The organism is Mycobacterium adipatum, assembly GCF_001644575.1.
GTDB classification, from domain to species: domain Bacteria; phylum Actinomycetota; class Actinomycetes; order Mycobacteriales; family Mycobacteriaceae; genus Mycobacterium; species Mycobacterium adipatum.
Window position 1 is genome coordinate 3,954,312 of sequence record NZ_CP015596.1, and the last position, 17,567, is coordinate 3,971,878.

Below are 17,567 nucleotides of genomic sequence, written 5' to 3' on the forward strand. Positions count from 1 at the left end.
CGGTGCGTGTCGCGAGCCAGCCTGGCCCACTGGGGCGCTTTCACCGCCGAGGTCAGTGCCGGCGACCTCACGGCCGTGCGCCCGCACGCCGGTGACGACGACCCCTCGCCCCTGCTGGGCAACCTGCCCGGTTCCATCCGGCACCGCTCCCGGGTCGCGGGCCCGGCGATTCGGCGCGGTTGGCTGGACAACGGGCCGGGGCCAAGTGTTCGTCGCGGCGATGACGAGTTCGTGGCGGTGTCCTGGGACGAACTGTCCGATCTGCTCGCCGGCGAACTACGACGGATCATCGCCGAACACGGCAACGAGGCGATCTACGGCGGGTCGTACGGCTGGGCGAGCGCCGGCCGGTTCCATCACGCGCAGAGCCAGGTGCATCGCTTTCTCAAACTCATCGGCGGCTACACCTCCTCGCGGCACTCCTACAGCCTCGGCGCGACCGGGGTGATCATGCCGCGGGTGGTGGGCACTCATGACGATCTGTTCAAACGCTCCACGCAGTGGGAGGTGATCGTCGAACACACCGATCTGCTGGTGGCCTTCGGCGGTCTGGCGCTGAAGAACACCGGGATCAACCACGGTGGCACCACCGCACATCCGGCACGCGACGCGCTGCGCCGGTTCCGGGAGCGGGGCGGGCGCATCGTGTCGTTCTCCCCGCTGCGCGACGATGTCGACGGCGACCACGAATGGCACGCCCCACGACCCGGCACCGATGTGGCCGTCATGCTCGCGCTGGCCCATGTGCTGGCCACCGAGGACCTCGCCGATCGCGCGTTCCTGGACACCTACTGTGTCGGGTACGACCGTTTCGAGCGGTACCTGCTCGGCACCGACGACGGCGTGCCGAAGTCGCCGGCCTGGGCCGCGACGATCAGCGGGCTGGCGGGAGAGGACATCACCGCGCTGGCCCGCCGGATGGCCGCGGGCCGCACCCTGGTGACCATCAGCTGGTCGCTGCAACGCATCCGCCACGGCGAGCAGGCGCCGTGGATGGGCCTGACGCTGGCCGCCATGCTCGGCCAGATCGGCTTGCCCGGAGGCGGTTTCGGGCACGGCTACGGATCGATGAACGAACCGGGGCTGGCACCGCTGCGCTTCCCGTTGCCGGTGCTGCCGCAGGGCCACAATCCGGTCTCGACGTTCATTCCGGTGGCCGCCGTCAGCGATATGCTGCTGCACCCCGGCCGGGAGTACGACTACAACGGCCGGCGCCAGACGTTCCCGGATATCCGCCTGGTCTACTGGGCCGGGGGAAATCCGTTCCACCACCACCAGAACATCGGCCGGTTACGCCGCGCGCTGGCCCGGCCGGACACCGTCGTCGTGCACGACCCGTACTGGACGGCGATGGCCAAGCACGCCGATATCGTGGTTCCCTCCACCACCGCCTATGAACGCGACGACTACTCCGGCTCCCGCAATGACCCGATGCTGATGGCGATGCCGGCACTGGTCGAGCCCTACGCACAGGCGCGCGACGACTACACCACCTTCGCCGAACTCGCGCGGCGCTTCGGCGTCGCCGACGAGTTCACCGAGGGCCGCACCGCCCGGCAATGGCTGGCGCACCTGTATGCCACGTGGTCGGCCGGTGTGGACTTCGATGCGCCGTCCTTCGACCAATTCTGGGCCGACGGGCAGCTACGGCTGCCGACCGAGCCCGGGCTGACCCTGCTGGCCGATTTCCGCGCCGACCCGCACACCAACCGGCTGAACACTCCGAGCGGCCGCATCGAGATCTTCTCCGCCGAGATCGACAGCTTCGGGTACGACGATTGCCTGGGCCACCCGGCCTGGTTCGAGCCCACCGAGTGGCTGGGCGGTGAGCGCGCGCGGACCTACCCGCTGCACCTGATCGCCAACCAGCCCGCCAGCCGGCTGCACGGCCAGCTCGACGGTGGCGCCACCAGCCAGCAGTCGAAAGTACAAGGCCGCGAACCCATCCGGATCCATCCGGCGGACGCGGCCGACCGTGGCCTGGCCGACGGGGACGTGGCGCGGGTGTTCAACGACCGCGGCGCCTGCCTGGCCGGCGTGGTGATCGACGACCGGCTGCGCCCGCGGGTGGTGCAGTTGTCCACCGGCGCCTGGTTCGATCCGCTCGAGCCGGGCGACCCGGATTCGCTGTGCGTGCACGGCAACCCGAATGTGCTGACCGACGACATCGGCACCTCGGCGCTGGCCCGTGGCTGCACCGGCGCCCATGTGCTGGTGCAGCTGGAGAAGTTCACCCAACACCTGCCACCGGTGCGGGCGCATGAGCCGCCGGTGATCCGCTAACCCGGGGACAATCGCGGTGCGACGAGGTCGACGAAGGCGTCGACGACCCGGTACGCGTCGGCGATCGGTTTGCCGTGCAGAAGCGCGCCGGAGAGCATGGTGTTGACGATGCCCCACAGCATGATCGCGGTGTCCGCGGATTCCTGGTCGCCCAGTGAGGCGAAATCCGCGGACAGGGCCCGCAGGGCGATCGCGGCGAAGTCCTCCATCAGGGCGGCCGCATTGGCATCGGCGGTGTTCTGCAACAGCATGCAGACCTTGAAGAAGCCGGGACGACGCTCGAAGGTGGCGATGATGCCGCGGACCTTCTCCCGCACCCGCCGCTCCGCCGGGCCGGTGTCGGCGACTGCGGGCGCGAATACTGGCTGCGCCCAGTCCATCAGCACCGCGGCGTAGACATGCTCCTTGGAGCTGAAGTAGCGGTACAGCGTGCCCAACGCGACATCGGCCGCGTCGGCGACATCACGCATCTGGATGTGGTCGTAGTCCTGCGCCTTCAGCAGAGCCTGCGCGGCGGCCACGATCTGCGACCGGCGGGCCTGTTTGTAGCCGGGCATGTCGGTCATGGCGGCCTCAATTCCTCGGCAGCCCGAGGATCATCGTCGCGATGATGTTCAGCTGGATCTCGATGGTGCCGCCGCCGATGACCTCGGCGGGCATCATCAGGCTCTGCCCCACGGCCGGCTGCTCGCCGCCGCCGACCATGGCCGCGCGCCCGCTGAAGACCAGCGCGTCGGCGGTCACCCGGCGCACCAGCAGCGCGGTGCCGACCTTCCCGACGCTGCTCGCCGGGCCCGGGCCGTGCCCGGCGAGCCGGCCCAGGGTGTCGCGCACCGCCAGTGCGCCGATGGCATTGGTCGCCGCCCGGACCTCCCCCAGCGCCCGGCGCACCGTCACATCCGCCGCGCCGGCCCGGCGGGCCAGGGCGCGCAGCTCGCTTTCCTTGTCCAGCTTCACGTAGGCGCCGATCGCCACCCGTTCATTGGCCATCGTGGCCAGTGCGTGGGACCAGCCCGCGGTGGGTTCGCCCACCAGCATCTCGTCGGGAACGAAAACGTCGTCGAAGAAGACCTCGTTGAAGTGTTCGTCTCCGCTGGCGGTGCGCAGCGGTCGGACCCGGATTCCCGGGGTGCTCATGTCGACGAGGAAGTACCCGATACCCTTGTGTTTCTTGGCTTCCGGATCGGTACGCGCCAGCAGGGCACCCCAGTCGGCACGCTGCGCCGAGGATGTCCATACCTTCTGGCCCTGAATCACCCATCCGCCATCCACTTTGGTCGCCCTGGTCGACAGCGCGGCCAGATCCGATCCGGCACCGGGTTCGGAGAACAGCTGACACCAACCGATCTCGCCACGCATCGTGGGCACCGCGAACCGCTCGCGCTGGGCGTCGGAGCCCGCGGTGAGCACCGTGGGCAGGATCCACTGCGCAATGCCCAGCGACGGCCGCACCAGGTGGGGTCGCTTGTCGTATTCCTCGTCGATGATCAACTGCTGCGCCGGTGAGGCATCCAGACCCCACGGTGCGGGCAGATACGGCACGACCAGGCCGGCATCGGCCAGCGCGGTGCGCTGCGGGCCGGTCCAGTACTCCGCATATTCGGGGTTCTGCCGACCGGGCCTCTCGTTGCGCAACGCCGCCGCGGCGTCGAGTGCCGCCGCGACACCGGCGCGGAAATCCGGCTCGACCGCGGTGAGCTCGATGGTGAAGTCTCGCCCGGGTAGGTCCGGATCACCAAGGGCGCGTGCCCAATCCGTCACCGGTCCGATGGCGGCGGCCAGGCTGATGGCACGTTTCCAGTACAGGTGCAGGTCATGCTCCCAGGTATAGCCGATCGCGCCGAACATGGTGAGCGCATCGACCACCAGTTCGGGCAGCCCACCGATGGCGGTAACCGCGGCGCCGGCGGCCGCGATGTGGTGCTGGACGGCCGACTGGCCCGCGCCGCGTACCGCATCCCACGCCGAGGCCGCGGCGAGTTCGCTGTTGATGAACAGCATGGCCGCCTTGTGCTGCAGGGCCTGGAACGTGCCGATCGGGCGGCCGAACTGCTCGCGCACCTTCAGGTAGGCGACGACATTGTCCACGCACCAACGCGCGATGCCCGCGGCTTCGGCGGCGATGAGGCCGACCGCGATGCCCCGGGCGGTCCGCTCGTCGATACCGGGCAGCGGTTCGGCCGGCGCGCGGTCGCATTCCAGGGTGCCGACATCGCGGGTGAGGTCGGTCGGTGATTGCGCCTGCACCGTGACGCCCGGTGCGCTCGCGTCCAGGGCGAACCAGAGTGTCTCGCCGGCAGCGGTTTTGGCGCCGACCACCAGCTGCTGCGCGGAACTCAGGCCGAGTTGCGGGCCGGCAGAGCCGCTCAGTTCCCAGCCCTGGGCACCGGCGCCGGCCCGGATCTCCCCGTCCCCGGGTAGCAGCAACGCCGCCGTGCGGCCGTCGGCGATACCGGCCAGCAGGGCACGGGTGCCGGGCCGGTCGGTGTCCGCGGTGGCCACCACCGCACCGGCGATGACGGTGGGCAACAGCGGGCCCGGTAGCAGTCCGTAACCGGCCGCGTCGATGACGCAGGCGGCGTCGGCCAGCGTGCCGCCCTGCCCGCCGAACTCCTCGGGCAGGTGCACCGCATGCAGACCCTGGTTCACCAGGGCCGGCCAGAAGTCGGGCCGGTGCCCGGCCGCGATCGCGTCGAATTGTGATCTGGTCAGTTCCAGTCCCCCGTGCCGGCGGGCGAACCCGGCCATGGTGTCGGTGAGCTGGACCTGTTCATCGGTGAGTGCCACGACCACGAGAGCCTCCTAGTGCGCCGCGGTGTAGCGCAGCAGGGTGATGTCGGCGGCGGGGTGATCGACGAAGACCCGAGAGACCGCCATGCCGATGCGAAGGTGCGCGGGATCGACGCCGACGAGTTCGGTGGCCAGCCGCGGGCCTTCGTCCCATTGCACGACGGCGAGCAGATGCGGTACCGCGTCGGCGAATTGCGGCGCGACCGGTCGTTGCGCGACGGCGAAGCTGACGAGCGTGCCCATACCGGAGATCTGGCGCCACTGCAGATCATCGGCGAGGGTGCCGGGTGCGAGCACGCGCGGATAGAACACGTAGGCGTCCAGCGATGGCGAGAACTGGATCCAGATCTCGTGCCGGCGCAGGCCGTCCCAGAACGGGGCCGACGTCGGGGTGGGTAGCGGCAGTGGGCGCGCCAGTGCGTCATTCACGATCTAGTCCCCCTCCAGCACGAGTGCTTCTTGCTCGCTGAGCACGCCACCGTTGCCGGACACGAAAGCCCGGTGACAGTCGGCGATCTGGGTCGCCTCGGCGCGCCCCATGAGCTGGCGGGTCGCATCGCAGACATGGTGCATACCCCCGGCGTTACCGGGCTGGCCGTAGCCGAGCTGGCCGCCCGCGGTGTTCATCGGGAAATCGCCACGGAACGTCAGGTCGTGGTCGGTGACGAACTGCATGCCCTTGCCCTTTTCACAGAACCCGGCGTCCTCCAGGGTCAGCAGCGCGGTGATGGTGTAGCAGTCATAGATCGACACCATGTCCATATCGGCCGGCGTGGCACCGGCCATCCCGAACGCGGACTCGGCGACCGTCACCATCGGGGTCTGCAACGGATCCGCGGCGTACACCGGCGACTTGTAGGGCACCCGTTCGCCGAATCCCTTGATCCACACCGGCCGGTGGCGGCTCTTGCGGGCCAGCTCGGCGTTGGTGACCAGCACGGCCGACCCGCCCATACACGGCATCACGATCTCCAGCATGTGCAGCGGCGAGGCGATGATCGGGCTGTCCAACACGTCGGCGATGCTCAACGGCTTGTCCCTGAACACCGCGCCCGGGGTGTGGTTGGCATTGACCCGTTGGTCGACCACGATCTTGGCCATCGCCGACTCGTCGTAACCATAAGCGGCGGCGTACATCTGAGCGACCTGCGCGTAGGGCCCGTTCTGCCCGAGATAACCGTAGGGAATCTCGAACTCGGCCTGCGGTGAGCCGTAACGGTAGCTGGACGCGCCGTAATACAGGGCATCACCCGGATCGTAGGGACGCTCGGGCGACATCGGGGTGAGGTAGTTGGCCGGGATCGCGCACAGCACTGCCTGGCAGATCCCCAATTCGATGGCCGCCGCGGCGCGCCACACCATCGCCGCGCCGGACGCGCCGCCGAGATCGACGAGTTCTGCGTAATTGACCGCCAGCCCGAGATACTCGGCAACGGTGGACGAGACGAACAGCTGGGACTCCATCACCCCGCAGGTCACCAGCCCGTCCACCTGGTCGACCGTCAATCCGGCGTCGGCGACCGCCGCCGCGGCCAGCCGTGCCCACTGCTCGAGGATGAACTCGGGCGCGCCGGTCGGCTTGCGCGTGGCGGGCAGTTCGTGGAAGCCGACGATCGCGGCGTCGCCTCGCAGGCCCATGTGGTGCTCCCCTCGGATCGGTCACATGACAATATTAGAATGAGATTCTACTTTCAATTCGGGGTGGATTTTCGGTTCCGTCAACGCCCGGCCGCCCAGGGTGCGACGATCCGATTGGCTCTTACCCGGGGGTGACAGATGCGCAGTACACGACGGTTCATCACGACCGTGCTGACCTTGCTGGCAGCGGTTCTCATCACGGTCGCCTCGACGCTGACGATGGCCGTCGCGCTGGCGGCGACGGCGCTCATCGTGCCGGGCACCGGCACGCCGAACGCCAATATCGTCACCGGCTACCTGGAGAACGCCCGCGACTACTACATCGCACCGTTCAACCCCGCGTGCACCGCGGACAACGACTGCGCGCTGCAGGGCATCGACTACCCCGCGCAGTTCTGGCCGATCCCGCTGCCCGGGTGGGGCGGGCTCAAAGGCGCCAAATGGGATGTGTCCACCGGCGACGGCCTGGCCACCCTGAACGCGACCCTGGTGGACACCCTGGCGCAGGACCCGCCGAACACCCCGGTCGTCATGTTCGGCTACTCCCAGGGCGGCAACATCGTCAGCCGGGAGAAGCGCAACCTGGCCGGGCTGCCCAAGGACCAGACCTACCTGTCGTTCGTGATGATCGGCAACACCAACCGGCCCAACGGCGGTCTGTTCGAACGGCTCGCGTTCCTGGGACATGTGCCGATTCTCGACGCCACCTTCGGGCTGCCCGCTCCGACCGACACCTGCGACCACATCTGCGCCACCGATATCGCGTTCCGGTACGACGGTGTCGCGGACTTCCCGCTCTACCCGATCAACGCATTGGCCGTCCTCAATGCGATCGCCGGCTTCTGGTACATCCACGGCACCTATCTGGCACCGAATGAGAACAGTGACGTGGGCGAGCTGCCGGACGGGTACACGCCCGCCGAACTTGCCGAACAACTCGCCAACGAGGACAACTGGGACGAGCACGGCGACACCCGCTACATCACCATCCCGACCAAGACCCTGCCGATCGTGCGCCCGTTCCTGGAGTTCGCCGGATTCACCGGAACCGGTTTCCTGATCAAGCCGATCGTCACGCTGCTCACCCCGCTGCTCGAGGTTCTGATCGAGACCGGATACGACCGGTCGCTGAGTTACGGTGTGCCCGCACCCTTCCGGCTGATACCGCGCGTCAATCCGCTCGTGCTGGCTCGCGACGTGGTCGAGGCGATCGGCGAAGGCATCCATGACACGTTCGGCGGCGGTACGGCCGTTCAGCAGGCCCCCGAACCACAGCAGGCACCGGTGCAGGCGGCCACCGCGGTCGAGGTCGCCGACACCGTGGCACCCGCCGAGGACACCGAAGCGCCCTCCGAACCGGTCGACACCGCACTGACCGAGGACACCGAAGAGGACACCGCAGAGATCGACGAGCCCGCGGAACGGGCGCGGCTCACCGAGGCCCGCACCTCACCGAAGGCCGCCAGGTCGTCCACCCGGTCGGTGCGCCAGGCCGCATGACCCGCGCGAGCAGGCGCACCGGCCCTGGAATGACGGGGGATTCGGGAACGGTGCGCCTGCTCGCGTGACTACCAGTTGCTGAACTCGCGCAGGCTGGCGGCCAGCGGCACCGGGACCCGCGCGGTGATCTTGGTGCCCGTGTCGGTGTGTTCGGTGGTGTCGATCCGGCCCTCGGTGTGCACCCGGGCCACCAGGTCGCCACGGTCATACGGCACGGTCACGTCGACGAACGCGTCGGTGGGCTCGACCAGCTCCACCAGGCGGGCCCGCAGCCGATCCAGCCCCTCGCCGGTGTGCGCGGAGACGAACACCGCGTCCGGTAGCGCCCGGCGCAGCTGGGCCAGGGCGAGCTCGTCGGCGGCGTCGATCTTGTTGACCACCAACAGTTCCGGCGCGGGCGACCCGTCGTGATCGGCGTACACGTCGCGCACCACCTCGCGGACCGCGTTGATCTGCGCCAGCGGGGTGGCATCGGAGCCGTCGACGACGTGCACCAGCAGATCGGCGTCGACGACCTCCTCAAGGGTGGAACGGAACGCCTCGACCAACTGGGTGGGCAAGTGCCGCACGAAGCCCACGGTGTCGGTCAGCACGAACGGCCGGCCGTCGTCGAGCTCACCCCGGCGGGTGGTCGGCTCCAGCGTGGCGAACAGCGCGTTCTCCACCAGCACACCCGCACCGGTCAATGCGTTGAGCAGACTGGACTTTCCGGCGTTGGTATAACCGACGATCGCGACCGCGGGCAGGTCGGCGGCCCGGCGCTTACCGCGCTGGGTGTCGCGGATCTTCTTCATGTCCTTGATCTCGCGGCGCAGCTTGGTCATCCGCTCACGGATGCGACGGCGGTCGGTCTCGATCTTGGTCTCACCGGGACCGCGGGTTCCGACGCCGCCGCTGCTGCCGCCCGCGCCGCCACCCTGCCGGGACATGGATTCACCCCAACCGCGCAAGCGCGGCAGCATGTACTCCATCTGGGCCAGCGACACCTGCGCCTTGCCCTCGGCGGACGTCGCGTGCTGGGCGAAGATGTCCAGGATCAGCGCCGTCCGGTCGATGACCTTGACCTTGACCACCTTCTCCAGCGAGTTCAACTGGGCGGGGCTCAGCTCACCATCGCAGATCACGGTGTCCGCGCCGGTGGCGGTGACGATATCGCGCAACTCGATGGCCTTACCGGAGCCGATATAGGTCGAGGCGTCCGGTTTGTCGCGGCGCTGCACCAGGCCTTCGAGGACCTCGGAGCCCGCCGTCTCGGCCAGCGCGGCCAACTCGGCCATGCTCGCGTCCACATCGGCCGCGGTGCCCTCGGTCCACACCCCGACGAGCACGACCCGTTCCAGACGCAGCTGGCGGTATTCGACCTCGGAGATGTCGGTGAGTTCGGTCGAGAGCCCCGCGACACGACGCAGCGCCGCGCGATCCTCCAGCGCCAGTTCGCCGGTGCTCGGAACGGGGTTGCGCGTGAGTTCAGATTCAGTCATATGTTCTTTCGATGGTGGCACGCCTGCCTGCAATCACGCACCTGAATTACGCCACCACTGCTCGGCCAGCTCGCCATGCGCGACGAGCACCGACGGTCCCCGCAGGTAGCTGGTCGCCTCGGCGATGGTGACGGTGACCTCGCCGCCGGGGATACGGACCGCGAGGGTTCCGGTCTCCTCCCCCGCCCGGGCCAACGCGGCAACCGCTGCGGCGACGGTTCCCGTTCCGCAGGAACGGGTTTCGCCGACACCGCGCTCGTGCACGCGCATGTCGACCGCATCGTGCGAGCGCACCGCCACGATCTCGACGTTCACCCCGTCGGGGAACTGTTCGGTGTCGAAGGACACCGGCGCGCCGACATCGAGCGCGGCCAGCCCGGCCACGCTGAGGTCGCTCACACAGGCCAGGTGCGGATTACCGACATCGACGGCCAGCCCGGTGAAGGTCCGCCCGCCCACCACGGCCGACCCGGTGCCCAGCCGATTGGCCTTGCCCATGTCGACGGTGACCTCGGCCTCGGTGGGTTCCTCGGCGTCGAAGCCGTGCACCACGACCGGCCGCGCACCGGCCAGCGAGCCGACCACGAACTCGTCGCGGCTCTCCAGTCCGGAAGCCCGCAGGTAGTGCGCGAACACCCGCACCCCGTTGCCGCACATCTGCGCGATCGACCCGTCGGCGTTGCGGTAGTCCATGTACCAGTCCTGCGCCGCCACCCCCTCGGGCAGCCGCGCGAACACGCCGGCGGCCGCCGCCGCACCGGCCGTCGTCACCCGCAGCACTCCGTCGGCGCCCAGACCGCGGCGACGGTCACACAGCGCGGTCACCACGCCGGGGGTCAGTGCGAGCGCGGCGTCGAGGTCCGGCAGCACGACGAAGTCGTTCTGCGTGCCGTGACCTTTGGCGAATCTCACGTGTCCAGGATACGCAGGGCGGCATCGACCAGGTCCGGCGCCGAACCGTCGAGCCAGTTCACCCGGTGGTCACGGCGAAACCAGGAGCGTTGCCGGCGGACATAGCGGCGGGTGCCTACGAAGGTGGGCTCGCGGGCCGCGGATCCGTCGCCCCCGGCGTCCAGGTCGGCCAGCACCTGCGCGTAGCCCAGGGCTCGCGACGCGGTCACGCCGGTGCGCAGACCAGCTTCGATGAGACCGATCACCTCTTCGACCAGACCCTCGGCGAACATCGTGTCGGTGCGATGCTGCAGTCGCTCGTCCAGAATGGCTGTCTCCCAATCCAATCCGATGATGGTGGTACCCCAGCGCGGGGTGCCGATCCGGGGTGCCGACGCCGCGAACGGTCTGCCGGTCAGCTCGACGACCTCCAGCGCACGCACGATGCGCCGTCCGTCGGTGTCCAGGATGGCCGCCCCGGCCGCCGGATCGACGCGCGCCAGTTCGACGTGCAAGGCGGCGACCCCGACCTCAGCGAGGCGGGCCTCCCAGCGGGCCCGCACCGCCGGATCGGTCGCCGGGAACGACCACTGGTCCAGCAGCGACTGGATGTAGAGCATGGACCCGCCGACGACCACCGGCACCGCCCCGCGTGCCATGATCGCCTCGATATCGGCCGCTGCGCTCTCCTGATAGCGCGCCACCGACGCGTTCTGCGTGACGTCGAGGACGTCGAGTTGGTGGTGCACGATGCCACGGCGCTGCGCGGCAGGCAGTTTGGCGGTACCGATGTCCATACCGCGGTAGAACTGCATCGCGTCGGCGTTCACGATCTCCCCGCCGACCCGTTCGGCCAGCGACAGCGCGAGCGCGGATTTCCCGGTCCCGGTCGGGCCGATCACGGCGACGGGCCGGATGTGGGGGCGAGCGGAGCGACGGGGGTTCAGGGTGCCACTCACCGGAGCCAGGTGCCCGCGAAGTAGCCGACCCCGAACGGGGCCCCGCGGTACAACTCGGTGGCCCGGACCGGCCGCGCGCCGACGAGTCCGGCGAGCACCTGGTAGGCAGCCTGGCCCACGGCGCCCTCGGCGCACCGCGACAGCGCGTCGGCATCCCCGGCGGCCAGCGCGTCATCCAGGGCCGCCTGCACGGACACCGAATCCGGGTCGAAGCCGCCCGGAGCGGACTCGGTGAGCGTATTGGCGCCGTCGGCGATCACCAGCACCCCTACCGGGTCGGGTGTCTCGTCGAGCTCGGCCCGCAGCGCCGCACCCCGGTCGGCAGCGGCCGCACCGATATCGGCGTAGACCCGCACCTCGGCGACGGCGTCGGTGTTCACCCGGGCGCGCACCCAGCCGGCGATCAGCGCGGGCAGCGGCAGCGCGGTCACCGGGCCGTCGGCCTGCGCCGACAACCGCACCGGGATCTCGGCGCCGTACCCGGCGAAGGTGCCCGCCGCCGACGGCGGGATCACCGCATCGGTGGGCCCCACCCCGATGGTGATCCACCGCGGCGGCAGCACGGCGGCCGCGGTCAGCACCGCGGCCCGCAGATCGGCCACCTCATCGGCTGCCGCACCGGCCAGTTCGGGCACCACGATCGGCGCCGAGGGGATCAGAGCAATGGCCGCCAACACTCCTTCACGCTATCGCCTCCCCGGCGTCGGCCCGATCCGCCCAGCCCGCCTCACCGCGGGCCAGTGCCGCGGTCGCGACCATCATCACCGCCACCGCGCCGATCAGCGTGATCCAGCCGGCCTCACCGGGACGCAGGGTTTCCCCGAGCACGACGACACCCAGCACCGAGGCGACGACCGGTTCGGTCACCGTCATGGTCGGCAGCGAGGCCGTCATGGAACCGGCCCGGAAGGCGGCCTGCTGATATCCGGTCCCGGCGACCGCGACCACCGCCCACGCGTAGAGCTCCGGGGTCCGCAGCAACTCCCACACACCGTCGCCCAGACGGTCCACCACCCCCTTGGTGAGGATCGCGAACACGCCCCACAGGGCACCGGACACGCAGGCCAGCAGCATCGCGCTGATGGTGCGACCGGACCAGATCTGCGCGCCGACGATGCACAGCACCAGCAGCGGCCCGAGCACCGCGCCGACCGCCAGCCAGGTCGCGGGATCGGCCCGCGAGTGTCCCGCCGTCGGGTTGCCGACCGTGACGATCATCGCCACCGAGGCCGCCAGCAGCACCGCCCAGGTCCATTCGAATCGACTCACCCGATGGTGGTTGGCCCGGGCGTTGAGCGGCAGCGCGAACAGCAGTGAGGTGACCAGCAGGGCCTGCACCAGCAGCACCGAACCCAGGCCCAACGCCGCGGCCTGCAGCCCGAAACCCACCGCCGAGACGAGGCTGCCGACCCACCACATGCGGTCCTTGAGCAACTGCAGGAACAACTGCACGTGGCTGACCTGCTCATCGGTGACCTCGTGCGCCGAACGCTGATGGATGACATCGCCGATCGCGATGAACAACGCAGCACCGAGTGCCAGCAGTGCGGCGATATCCGCCTTGTCCAACGGGGGCCTCCCAACCGGTCAGGGCACTGAGGGTGCCGGTAAACACCCACCGATCGCAACCGCAGTTCGGGCCGACCTGCTTGAATAGCGACGGAAGCAATCGGGCGCCGCGTCGCGCGGCAGGTGCGTGGTGAGACCACGCGGAGTGCGAGGGAATGAATATGACGACCAACGACTCAGGTTCGGGCGAGACCACCGGGGAATCGGCACCTGCGGCTCCCAAGCCCACTCCCAAACCCGCACCCCGGCCGGGCCCCCGGCCGACACCACATCCCCGCCCGGCCGCCGCCGCGGTCACCCCACCGGTCGCGGTGCCACCGCCCGCGGCGGATCCGCACCGTTTCGGCCGCGTCGACGCCGACGGCACCGTCGTGCTGATCACCGCCGCCGGGGAACGCGTCATCGGCTCCTGGCAGGCCGGCGAACCCGACGCCGCGTTCGCACACTTCGGTCGCCGCTATGACGATCTGCACACCGAGGTCGTGTTGCTGGAGGCCCGGCTGGCCTCCGGTAGCGGCGACGCGCGCAAGATCAAATCCGCGGCCTCGGCGCTGCTGGAATCCTTGCCGACCGCCTCGGTCCTCGGTGATCTCGACGCCGTCGAACAGCGACTCAAGTCCATCCTCGAGCATGCCGACGGGGCCGCCGCCGAGGAACGCACGCGCCGCGACGCGCAGCGCGCCGCCCAGGCCGCCCGCAAGGAAGCGCTGGCCGCCGAGGCCGAGGAGATCGCCAACACCTCCGGGCAGTGGAAGGCCGCCGGTGATCGGCTGCGCGCGATCCTCGATGAGTGGCGCACCATCACCGGGCTGGACCGCAAGACCGATGACGCGCTGTGGAAGCGATATTCGGCGGCACGGGAGACCTTCAACCGGCGCCGCGGCTCCCATTTCGCCGAGCTGGACCGTGAACGTGTGGGCGCGCGCCAGGCCAAGGAAGCACTGTGCGAGAAGGCCGAGAAGCTCAGCGACTCGACGGACTGGGCCGGCACCGCGGCGACCTTCCGCGACCTGCTCGCCCAGTGGAAGGCGGCCGGCCGGGCCGCCAAGGACGTCGATGACGCGTTGTGGGCGCGCTTCAAGGCCGCCCAGGACACCTTCTTCGAGGCCCGAAACGCCATCAACGCCGAGCGTGACGCCGAGTTCGGCGCCAACGCCCTGGCCAAGGAGAAGCTGCTGGCCGAGGCCGAGCGCATCGACATCGCCGACCCCAAGGCCGCTCAGGCCGCGCTGCGGGCGATCGGCGACAAGTGGGACGCGATCGGCAAGGTGCCGCGGGAGAAGTCGGCCGACCTGGAGCGCCGACTGCGCGCCGTGGAGAAGAAGGTTCGCGAGGCCGGGACCGCCGATCACACCGACGCCGAGGCGCAGGCGCGCGCCGACCAGTTCCGCGAACGCGCCGAACAGTTCGAGCGCCAGGCGCAGAAGGCCGAGGCCGCCGGTAAGACCAGGGACGCCGAGGCGGCCCGGGCCAGCGCCGCGCAGTGGCGGGAATGGGCGGAGACCGCCGCCGAAGCGGTCACCAAGAAGCGTTAGGACTGGTCGGGCCCGCGTCAGGGCCGAGGTCCTCGAGCAGGGTCTTGTGCTGCCGCTGGGCGACAGCCCGGCGACGCTCTTCCTCGGCGGCCAGCTGCAGCGCGGTGCGTGACCACACCACCCGCGCCCAGTGGAAGGCCAGCAGCAGCACCGCCAGCCAGCCGATGATGAGCCCGATTCCGGGGCCCGGCAAGCCCTGGCCGGCGGTCTGGCGCGACCAGACCGCGAGCATGCCGACCGGGCAGGCCACCGCGGTGCCGGCCAGCGCGATCCAGGCCAGCGTCCAGCGCCGGGTCAGCAGCGCGAGGACCGAGAACCCGATACTGAAGACCAGCGACAGCCAGACGAACGCCCGCGAGGGCAGTGACAGCCCGTCCGCGGCCGCGGTGTCGTTGGCGATCAGCACGTCGATACCGCGCGAGGACCCGGTGTGCGGCAGCAGCAGCGACACCAGCACCGCGAACACCAGAATCGCCACCACCAGGGCACGCGCCCCGGGGTCGATCTCGGCGGCGACGCGCCGTTCGGCCGCCTCGATATCGCCCTTGAACGCGTCGAAGTCCATCGGATCCTGCCGGCTCACAACCCACATCCTTCGCTGACTGGTGCCACGGGCGGAGCCCCGATGGCGGGCATGCCCAGGCCCACGCCCGTCACCGGGCGTCGCCCCGCCGCATGCGCGTCGCCGGCGCGGGTTCGCCGATGCCCGGATACCGCCGCGTCGGCGACCAAAAAATGCGGGGCGGCGCGGGTCACGGTCGTGGTGACGATGTCGCCGGGACGGATCTCGGCGCCCCCGGAGGCGAAGTGCACCAACCGGCCATCGCGGGCGCGCCCGGACATCCGCGCCGTGGCGGCGTCCTTACGACCCTCCCCGGCGGCCACCAGGACTTCGACCTCGCGTCCGACCTGGGCCTGGTTCTCCTGCAGCGAAATCTGCTCTTGCAGCTCGATGAGTCGCTGATAGCGTTCGCCGACAACTTCTTTGGGCAATTGGTCGGCCAGCGCGGCGGCCGGGGTGCCGGGCCGTTTCGAGTACTGGAAGGTGAACGCGCTCGCGAAGCGGGCCTGGGCCACCACATCGAGGGTGGCCTGGAAATCCTCCTCGGTCTCCCCCGGGAAGCCGACGATGATGTCGGTGGTGATCGCGGCGTGCGGGATGGCGGCGCGGACCCGCTCGATGATGCCCAGGAAGCGCTCGGCGCGATACGACCGTCGCATCGCCTTGAGCACGCGGTCCGAACCCGACTGCAGCGGCATGTGCAGGGTCGGGCAGACGTTCGCCGTGGCGGCCATCGCCTCGATGACGTCGTCGGTGAACTCGGCGGGGTGCGGTGAGGTGAACCGGACGCGCTCCAGCCCGTCGATGTCGCCGCAGGCGCGCAGCAGCTCGGCGAAGGCGCCGCGGTTGCCGAACGATACCCCGTACGCGTTGACGTTCTGGCCCAGCAACGTGACTTCGAGCACGCCCTGGTCCACCAGCGTCGCCACCTCGGCCAGCACATCGCCGGGGCGGCGGTCCACCTCTTTGCCGCGCAGCGCGGGCACGATGCAGAACGTGCAGGTGTTGTTACAGCCGACGGATATGGAAACCCAAGCGGCATAGGCCGATTCACGAGCGGCAGGCAGCGCGGACGGGAACTCCTGCAGCGACTCGGCGATCTCGACCTGTGCGACCCGCTGGTGGCGGGCACGTTCCAGCAGTACCGGCAGCGAGCCGATGTTGTGGGTGCCGAAGACGACGTCGACCCAGGGCGCCTTCTTCAGCACCGCGTCGCGGTCCTTCTGGGCCAGGCACCCCCCGACGGCGATCTGCATGTTCGGGTCGGCGTTCTTGCGCGGCGCGAGATGGCTGAGGTTGCCGTACAGCTTGTTGTCGGCGTTCTCCCGGACGGCGCAGGTGTTGAACACCACGATATCGGCGTCGGCGTCCTCGGCGGCACGCCGGTAGCCGGCGGCCTCCAGCAGACCGGCGAGCCGCTCGGAGTCGTGCACGTTCATCTGGCAGCCATAGGTGCGCACCTGGTAGGTGCGTTGCTGCTGGCCAGGGGTCCCCCACTCGGCCCCCAACGCACCGTCGGCCACTGTCGAAGTCACGACGTTCATGTTACGGGGAGGTAGATACGCCCCATCTGGTGCGTTCCGTGGGTAGGGTCATTGCCCATGACCACCGCGGCCTCGGTCCCGATGATCTCGCTACAGGCTGTCAACAAGCACTTCGGTGATCTGCACGTGCTCCAGAACATCAACCTCGATGTTCCGCGCGGTCAGGTCGTGGTGGTGCTGGGCCCGTCGGGTTCGGGCAAATCAACGTTGTGCCGCACCATCAACCGCCTGGAGCCGATCGATTCCGGCACCATCTCGATCGACGGTGAGGTGCTGCCCGAGGAGGGCCGTAAACTCGCCCAGCTGCGCTCCGATGTCGGCATGGTGTTCCAGTCGTTCAACCTGTTCGCGCACAAGACAATTGTCGAGAACGTGATGCTCGCCCCGGTCAAGGTGCGCAAGCTGGCCAAGGACAAGGCCCGCGCCGAGGCCATGGCCTTGCTGGACCGGGTCGGTATCTCCAATCAGGCCGACAAGTACCCGGCTCAGCTCTCGGGCGGGCAGCAGCAGCGGGTCGCGATCGCCCGCTCGCTGGCGATGAGTCCCAAGGTGATGCTCTTCGACGAGCCGACCAGCGCCCTGGATCCGGAGATGATCAACGAGGTGCTGGCCGTGATGACCTCGCTGGCGTCCGAGGGCATGACCATGGTCGTGGTCACCCACGAGATGGGTTTCGCGCGCCGCGCCTCGCACCGGGTGGTGTTCATGTCCGACGGCGCGATCGTCGAGGACGCCGAACCCGAGGAGTTTTTCAGCAACCCGAAGTCCGATCGCGCCAAGGACTTTCTCGGCAAGATTCTCAATCACTGATCGTC

15 protein-coding genes are annotated in these 17,567 nt (G+C 69.5%); 4 read left to right on the forward strand and 11 right to left on the reverse strand.

Translation table 11 applies throughout. From position 1 onward, the window contains the following. Positions 1-6: 6 nt before the first annotated feature. On the forward strand, positions 7-2,283 hold the full coding sequence (locus A7U43_RS18765) for a molybdopterin guanine dinucleotide-containing S/N-oxide reductase (protein WP_067998314.1): 2,277 nt from the start codon (positions 7-9) through the stop codon (positions 2,281-2,283). On the opposite strand, the gene A7U43_RS18770 is transcribed toward A7U43_RS18765, so the two are convergent. From A7U43_RS18770 to A7U43_RS18785, 4 genes are read right to left on the reverse strand one after another with little or no spacing between them, the layout of a single operon-like run. Continuing rightward, a complete protein-coding gene (locus A7U43_RS18770; protein WP_067998316.1) occupies positions 2,280-2,849 on the reverse strand; it encodes a TetR/AcrR family transcriptional regulator in 570 nt (189 codons plus the stop codon). The genes A7U43_RS18765 and A7U43_RS18770 overlap by 4 nt on opposite strands. A gap of 7 nt (positions 2,850-2,856) precedes the next feature. Continuing rightward, positions 2,857-5,076, reverse strand: a complete 2,220-nt coding sequence (locus A7U43_RS18775; RefSeq protein ID WP_067998318.1) for an acyl-CoA dehydrogenase — start codon at positions 5,074-5,076, stop codon at positions 2,857-2,859. A 9-nt stretch (positions 5,077-5,085) separates the two neighbouring features. Continuing rightward, positions 5,086-5,502: a Zn-ribbon domain-containing OB-fold protein gene (locus A7U43_RS18780; protein ID WP_082902208.1), complete on the reverse strand. Its 417-nt coding sequence runs from the start codon at positions 5,500-5,502 to the stop codon at positions 5,086-5,088. 3 nt (positions 5,503-5,505) lie between these two features. After that, positions 5,506-6,711, reverse strand: a complete 1,206-nt coding sequence (locus A7U43_RS18785; RefSeq protein WP_067998320.1) for a thiolase family protein — start codon at positions 6,709-6,711, stop codon at positions 5,506-5,508. Positions 6,712-6,849: 138 nt separating this feature from the next. On the opposite strand from A7U43_RS18785, the gene A7U43_RS18790 reads away from it, so the two are divergent. Then, a complete protein-coding gene (locus A7U43_RS18790) occupies positions 6,850-8,211 on the forward strand; it encodes a PE-PPE domain-containing protein (RefSeq protein WP_067998322.1) in 1,362 nt (453 codons plus the stop codon). 68 nt (positions 8,212-8,279) lie between these two features. Here the strand turns inward: A7U43_RS18790 and hflX are convergent, their stop codons facing one another. The 5 genes from hflX to A7U43_RS18815 are packed head-to-tail and all read right to left on the reverse strand — an operon-like array spanning position 8,280 to position 13,111. Beyond that, on the reverse strand, positions 8,280-9,692 hold the full coding sequence (gene hflX, locus A7U43_RS18795) for a GTPase HflX (protein WP_067998324.1): 1,413 nt from the start codon (positions 9,690-9,692) through the stop codon (positions 8,280-8,282). Positions 9,693-9,725: 33 nt separating this feature from the next. Next, positions 9,726-10,604 (reverse strand): diaminopimelate epimerase, encoded by an 879-nt coding sequence (dapF, locus tag A7U43_RS18800; RefSeq protein ID WP_067998326.1) that lies wholly within the window; start codon positions 10,602-10,604, stop codon positions 9,726-9,728. After that, a complete protein-coding gene (gene miaA / locus A7U43_RS18805) occupies positions 10,601-11,500 on the reverse strand; it encodes a tRNA (adenosine(37)-N6)-dimethylallyltransferase MiaA (RefSeq protein WP_068003144.1) in 900 nt (299 codons plus the stop codon). The genes dapF and miaA overlap by 4 nt, the downstream gene beginning before the upstream one ends. Before the next feature lie 38 nt (positions 11,501-11,538). Then, a complete protein-coding gene (locus tag A7U43_RS18810) occupies positions 11,539-12,219 on the reverse strand; it encodes a class III extradiol ring-cleavage dioxygenase family protein (RefSeq protein WP_067998328.1) in 681 nt (226 codons plus the stop codon). Between the two features lie 4 nt (positions 12,220-12,223). Further along, positions 12,224-13,111 (reverse strand): DMT family transporter, encoded by an 888-nt coding sequence (locus A7U43_RS18815; RefSeq protein ID WP_067998330.1) that lies wholly within the window; start codon positions 13,109-13,111, stop codon positions 12,224-12,226. A gap of 161 nt (positions 13,112-13,272) precedes the next feature. Here A7U43_RS18815 and A7U43_RS18820 point away from each other — a divergent pair, with 161 nt between their 5' ends. Continuing rightward, positions 13,273-14,646: a DUF349 domain-containing protein gene (locus A7U43_RS18820; protein ID WP_067998332.1), complete on the forward strand. Its 1,374-nt coding sequence runs from the start codon at positions 13,273-13,275 to the stop codon at positions 14,644-14,646. Here the strand turns inward: A7U43_RS18820 and A7U43_RS18825 are convergent. Beyond that, positions 14,630-15,238, reverse strand: a complete 609-nt coding sequence (locus A7U43_RS18825) for an Rv2732c family membrane protein (RefSeq protein WP_067998333.1) — start codon at positions 15,236-15,238, stop codon at positions 14,630-14,632. The two genes, A7U43_RS18820 and A7U43_RS18825, sit on opposite strands and share 17 nt — an antisense overlap. Further along, positions 15,226-16,647 (reverse strand): tRNA (N6-isopentenyl adenosine(37)-C2)-methylthiotransferase MiaB, encoded by a 1,422-nt coding sequence (gene miaB, locus A7U43_RS18830; protein ID WP_231963701.1) that lies wholly within the window; start codon positions 16,645-16,647, stop codon positions 15,226-15,228. The genes A7U43_RS18825 and miaB overlap by 13 nt, the downstream gene beginning before the upstream one ends. Positions 16,648-16,833: 186 nt before the next feature. Between miaB and A7U43_RS18835 the strand changes: the two genes are divergently transcribed. Continuing rightward, complete coding sequence (locus A7U43_RS18835; RefSeq protein ID WP_068003150.1) at positions 16,834-17,562, forward strand: amino acid ABC transporter ATP-binding protein; 729 nt, start codon at positions 16,834-16,836, stop codon at positions 17,560-17,562. The last annotated feature ends 5 nt before the right edge of the window (positions 17,563-17,567 follow it).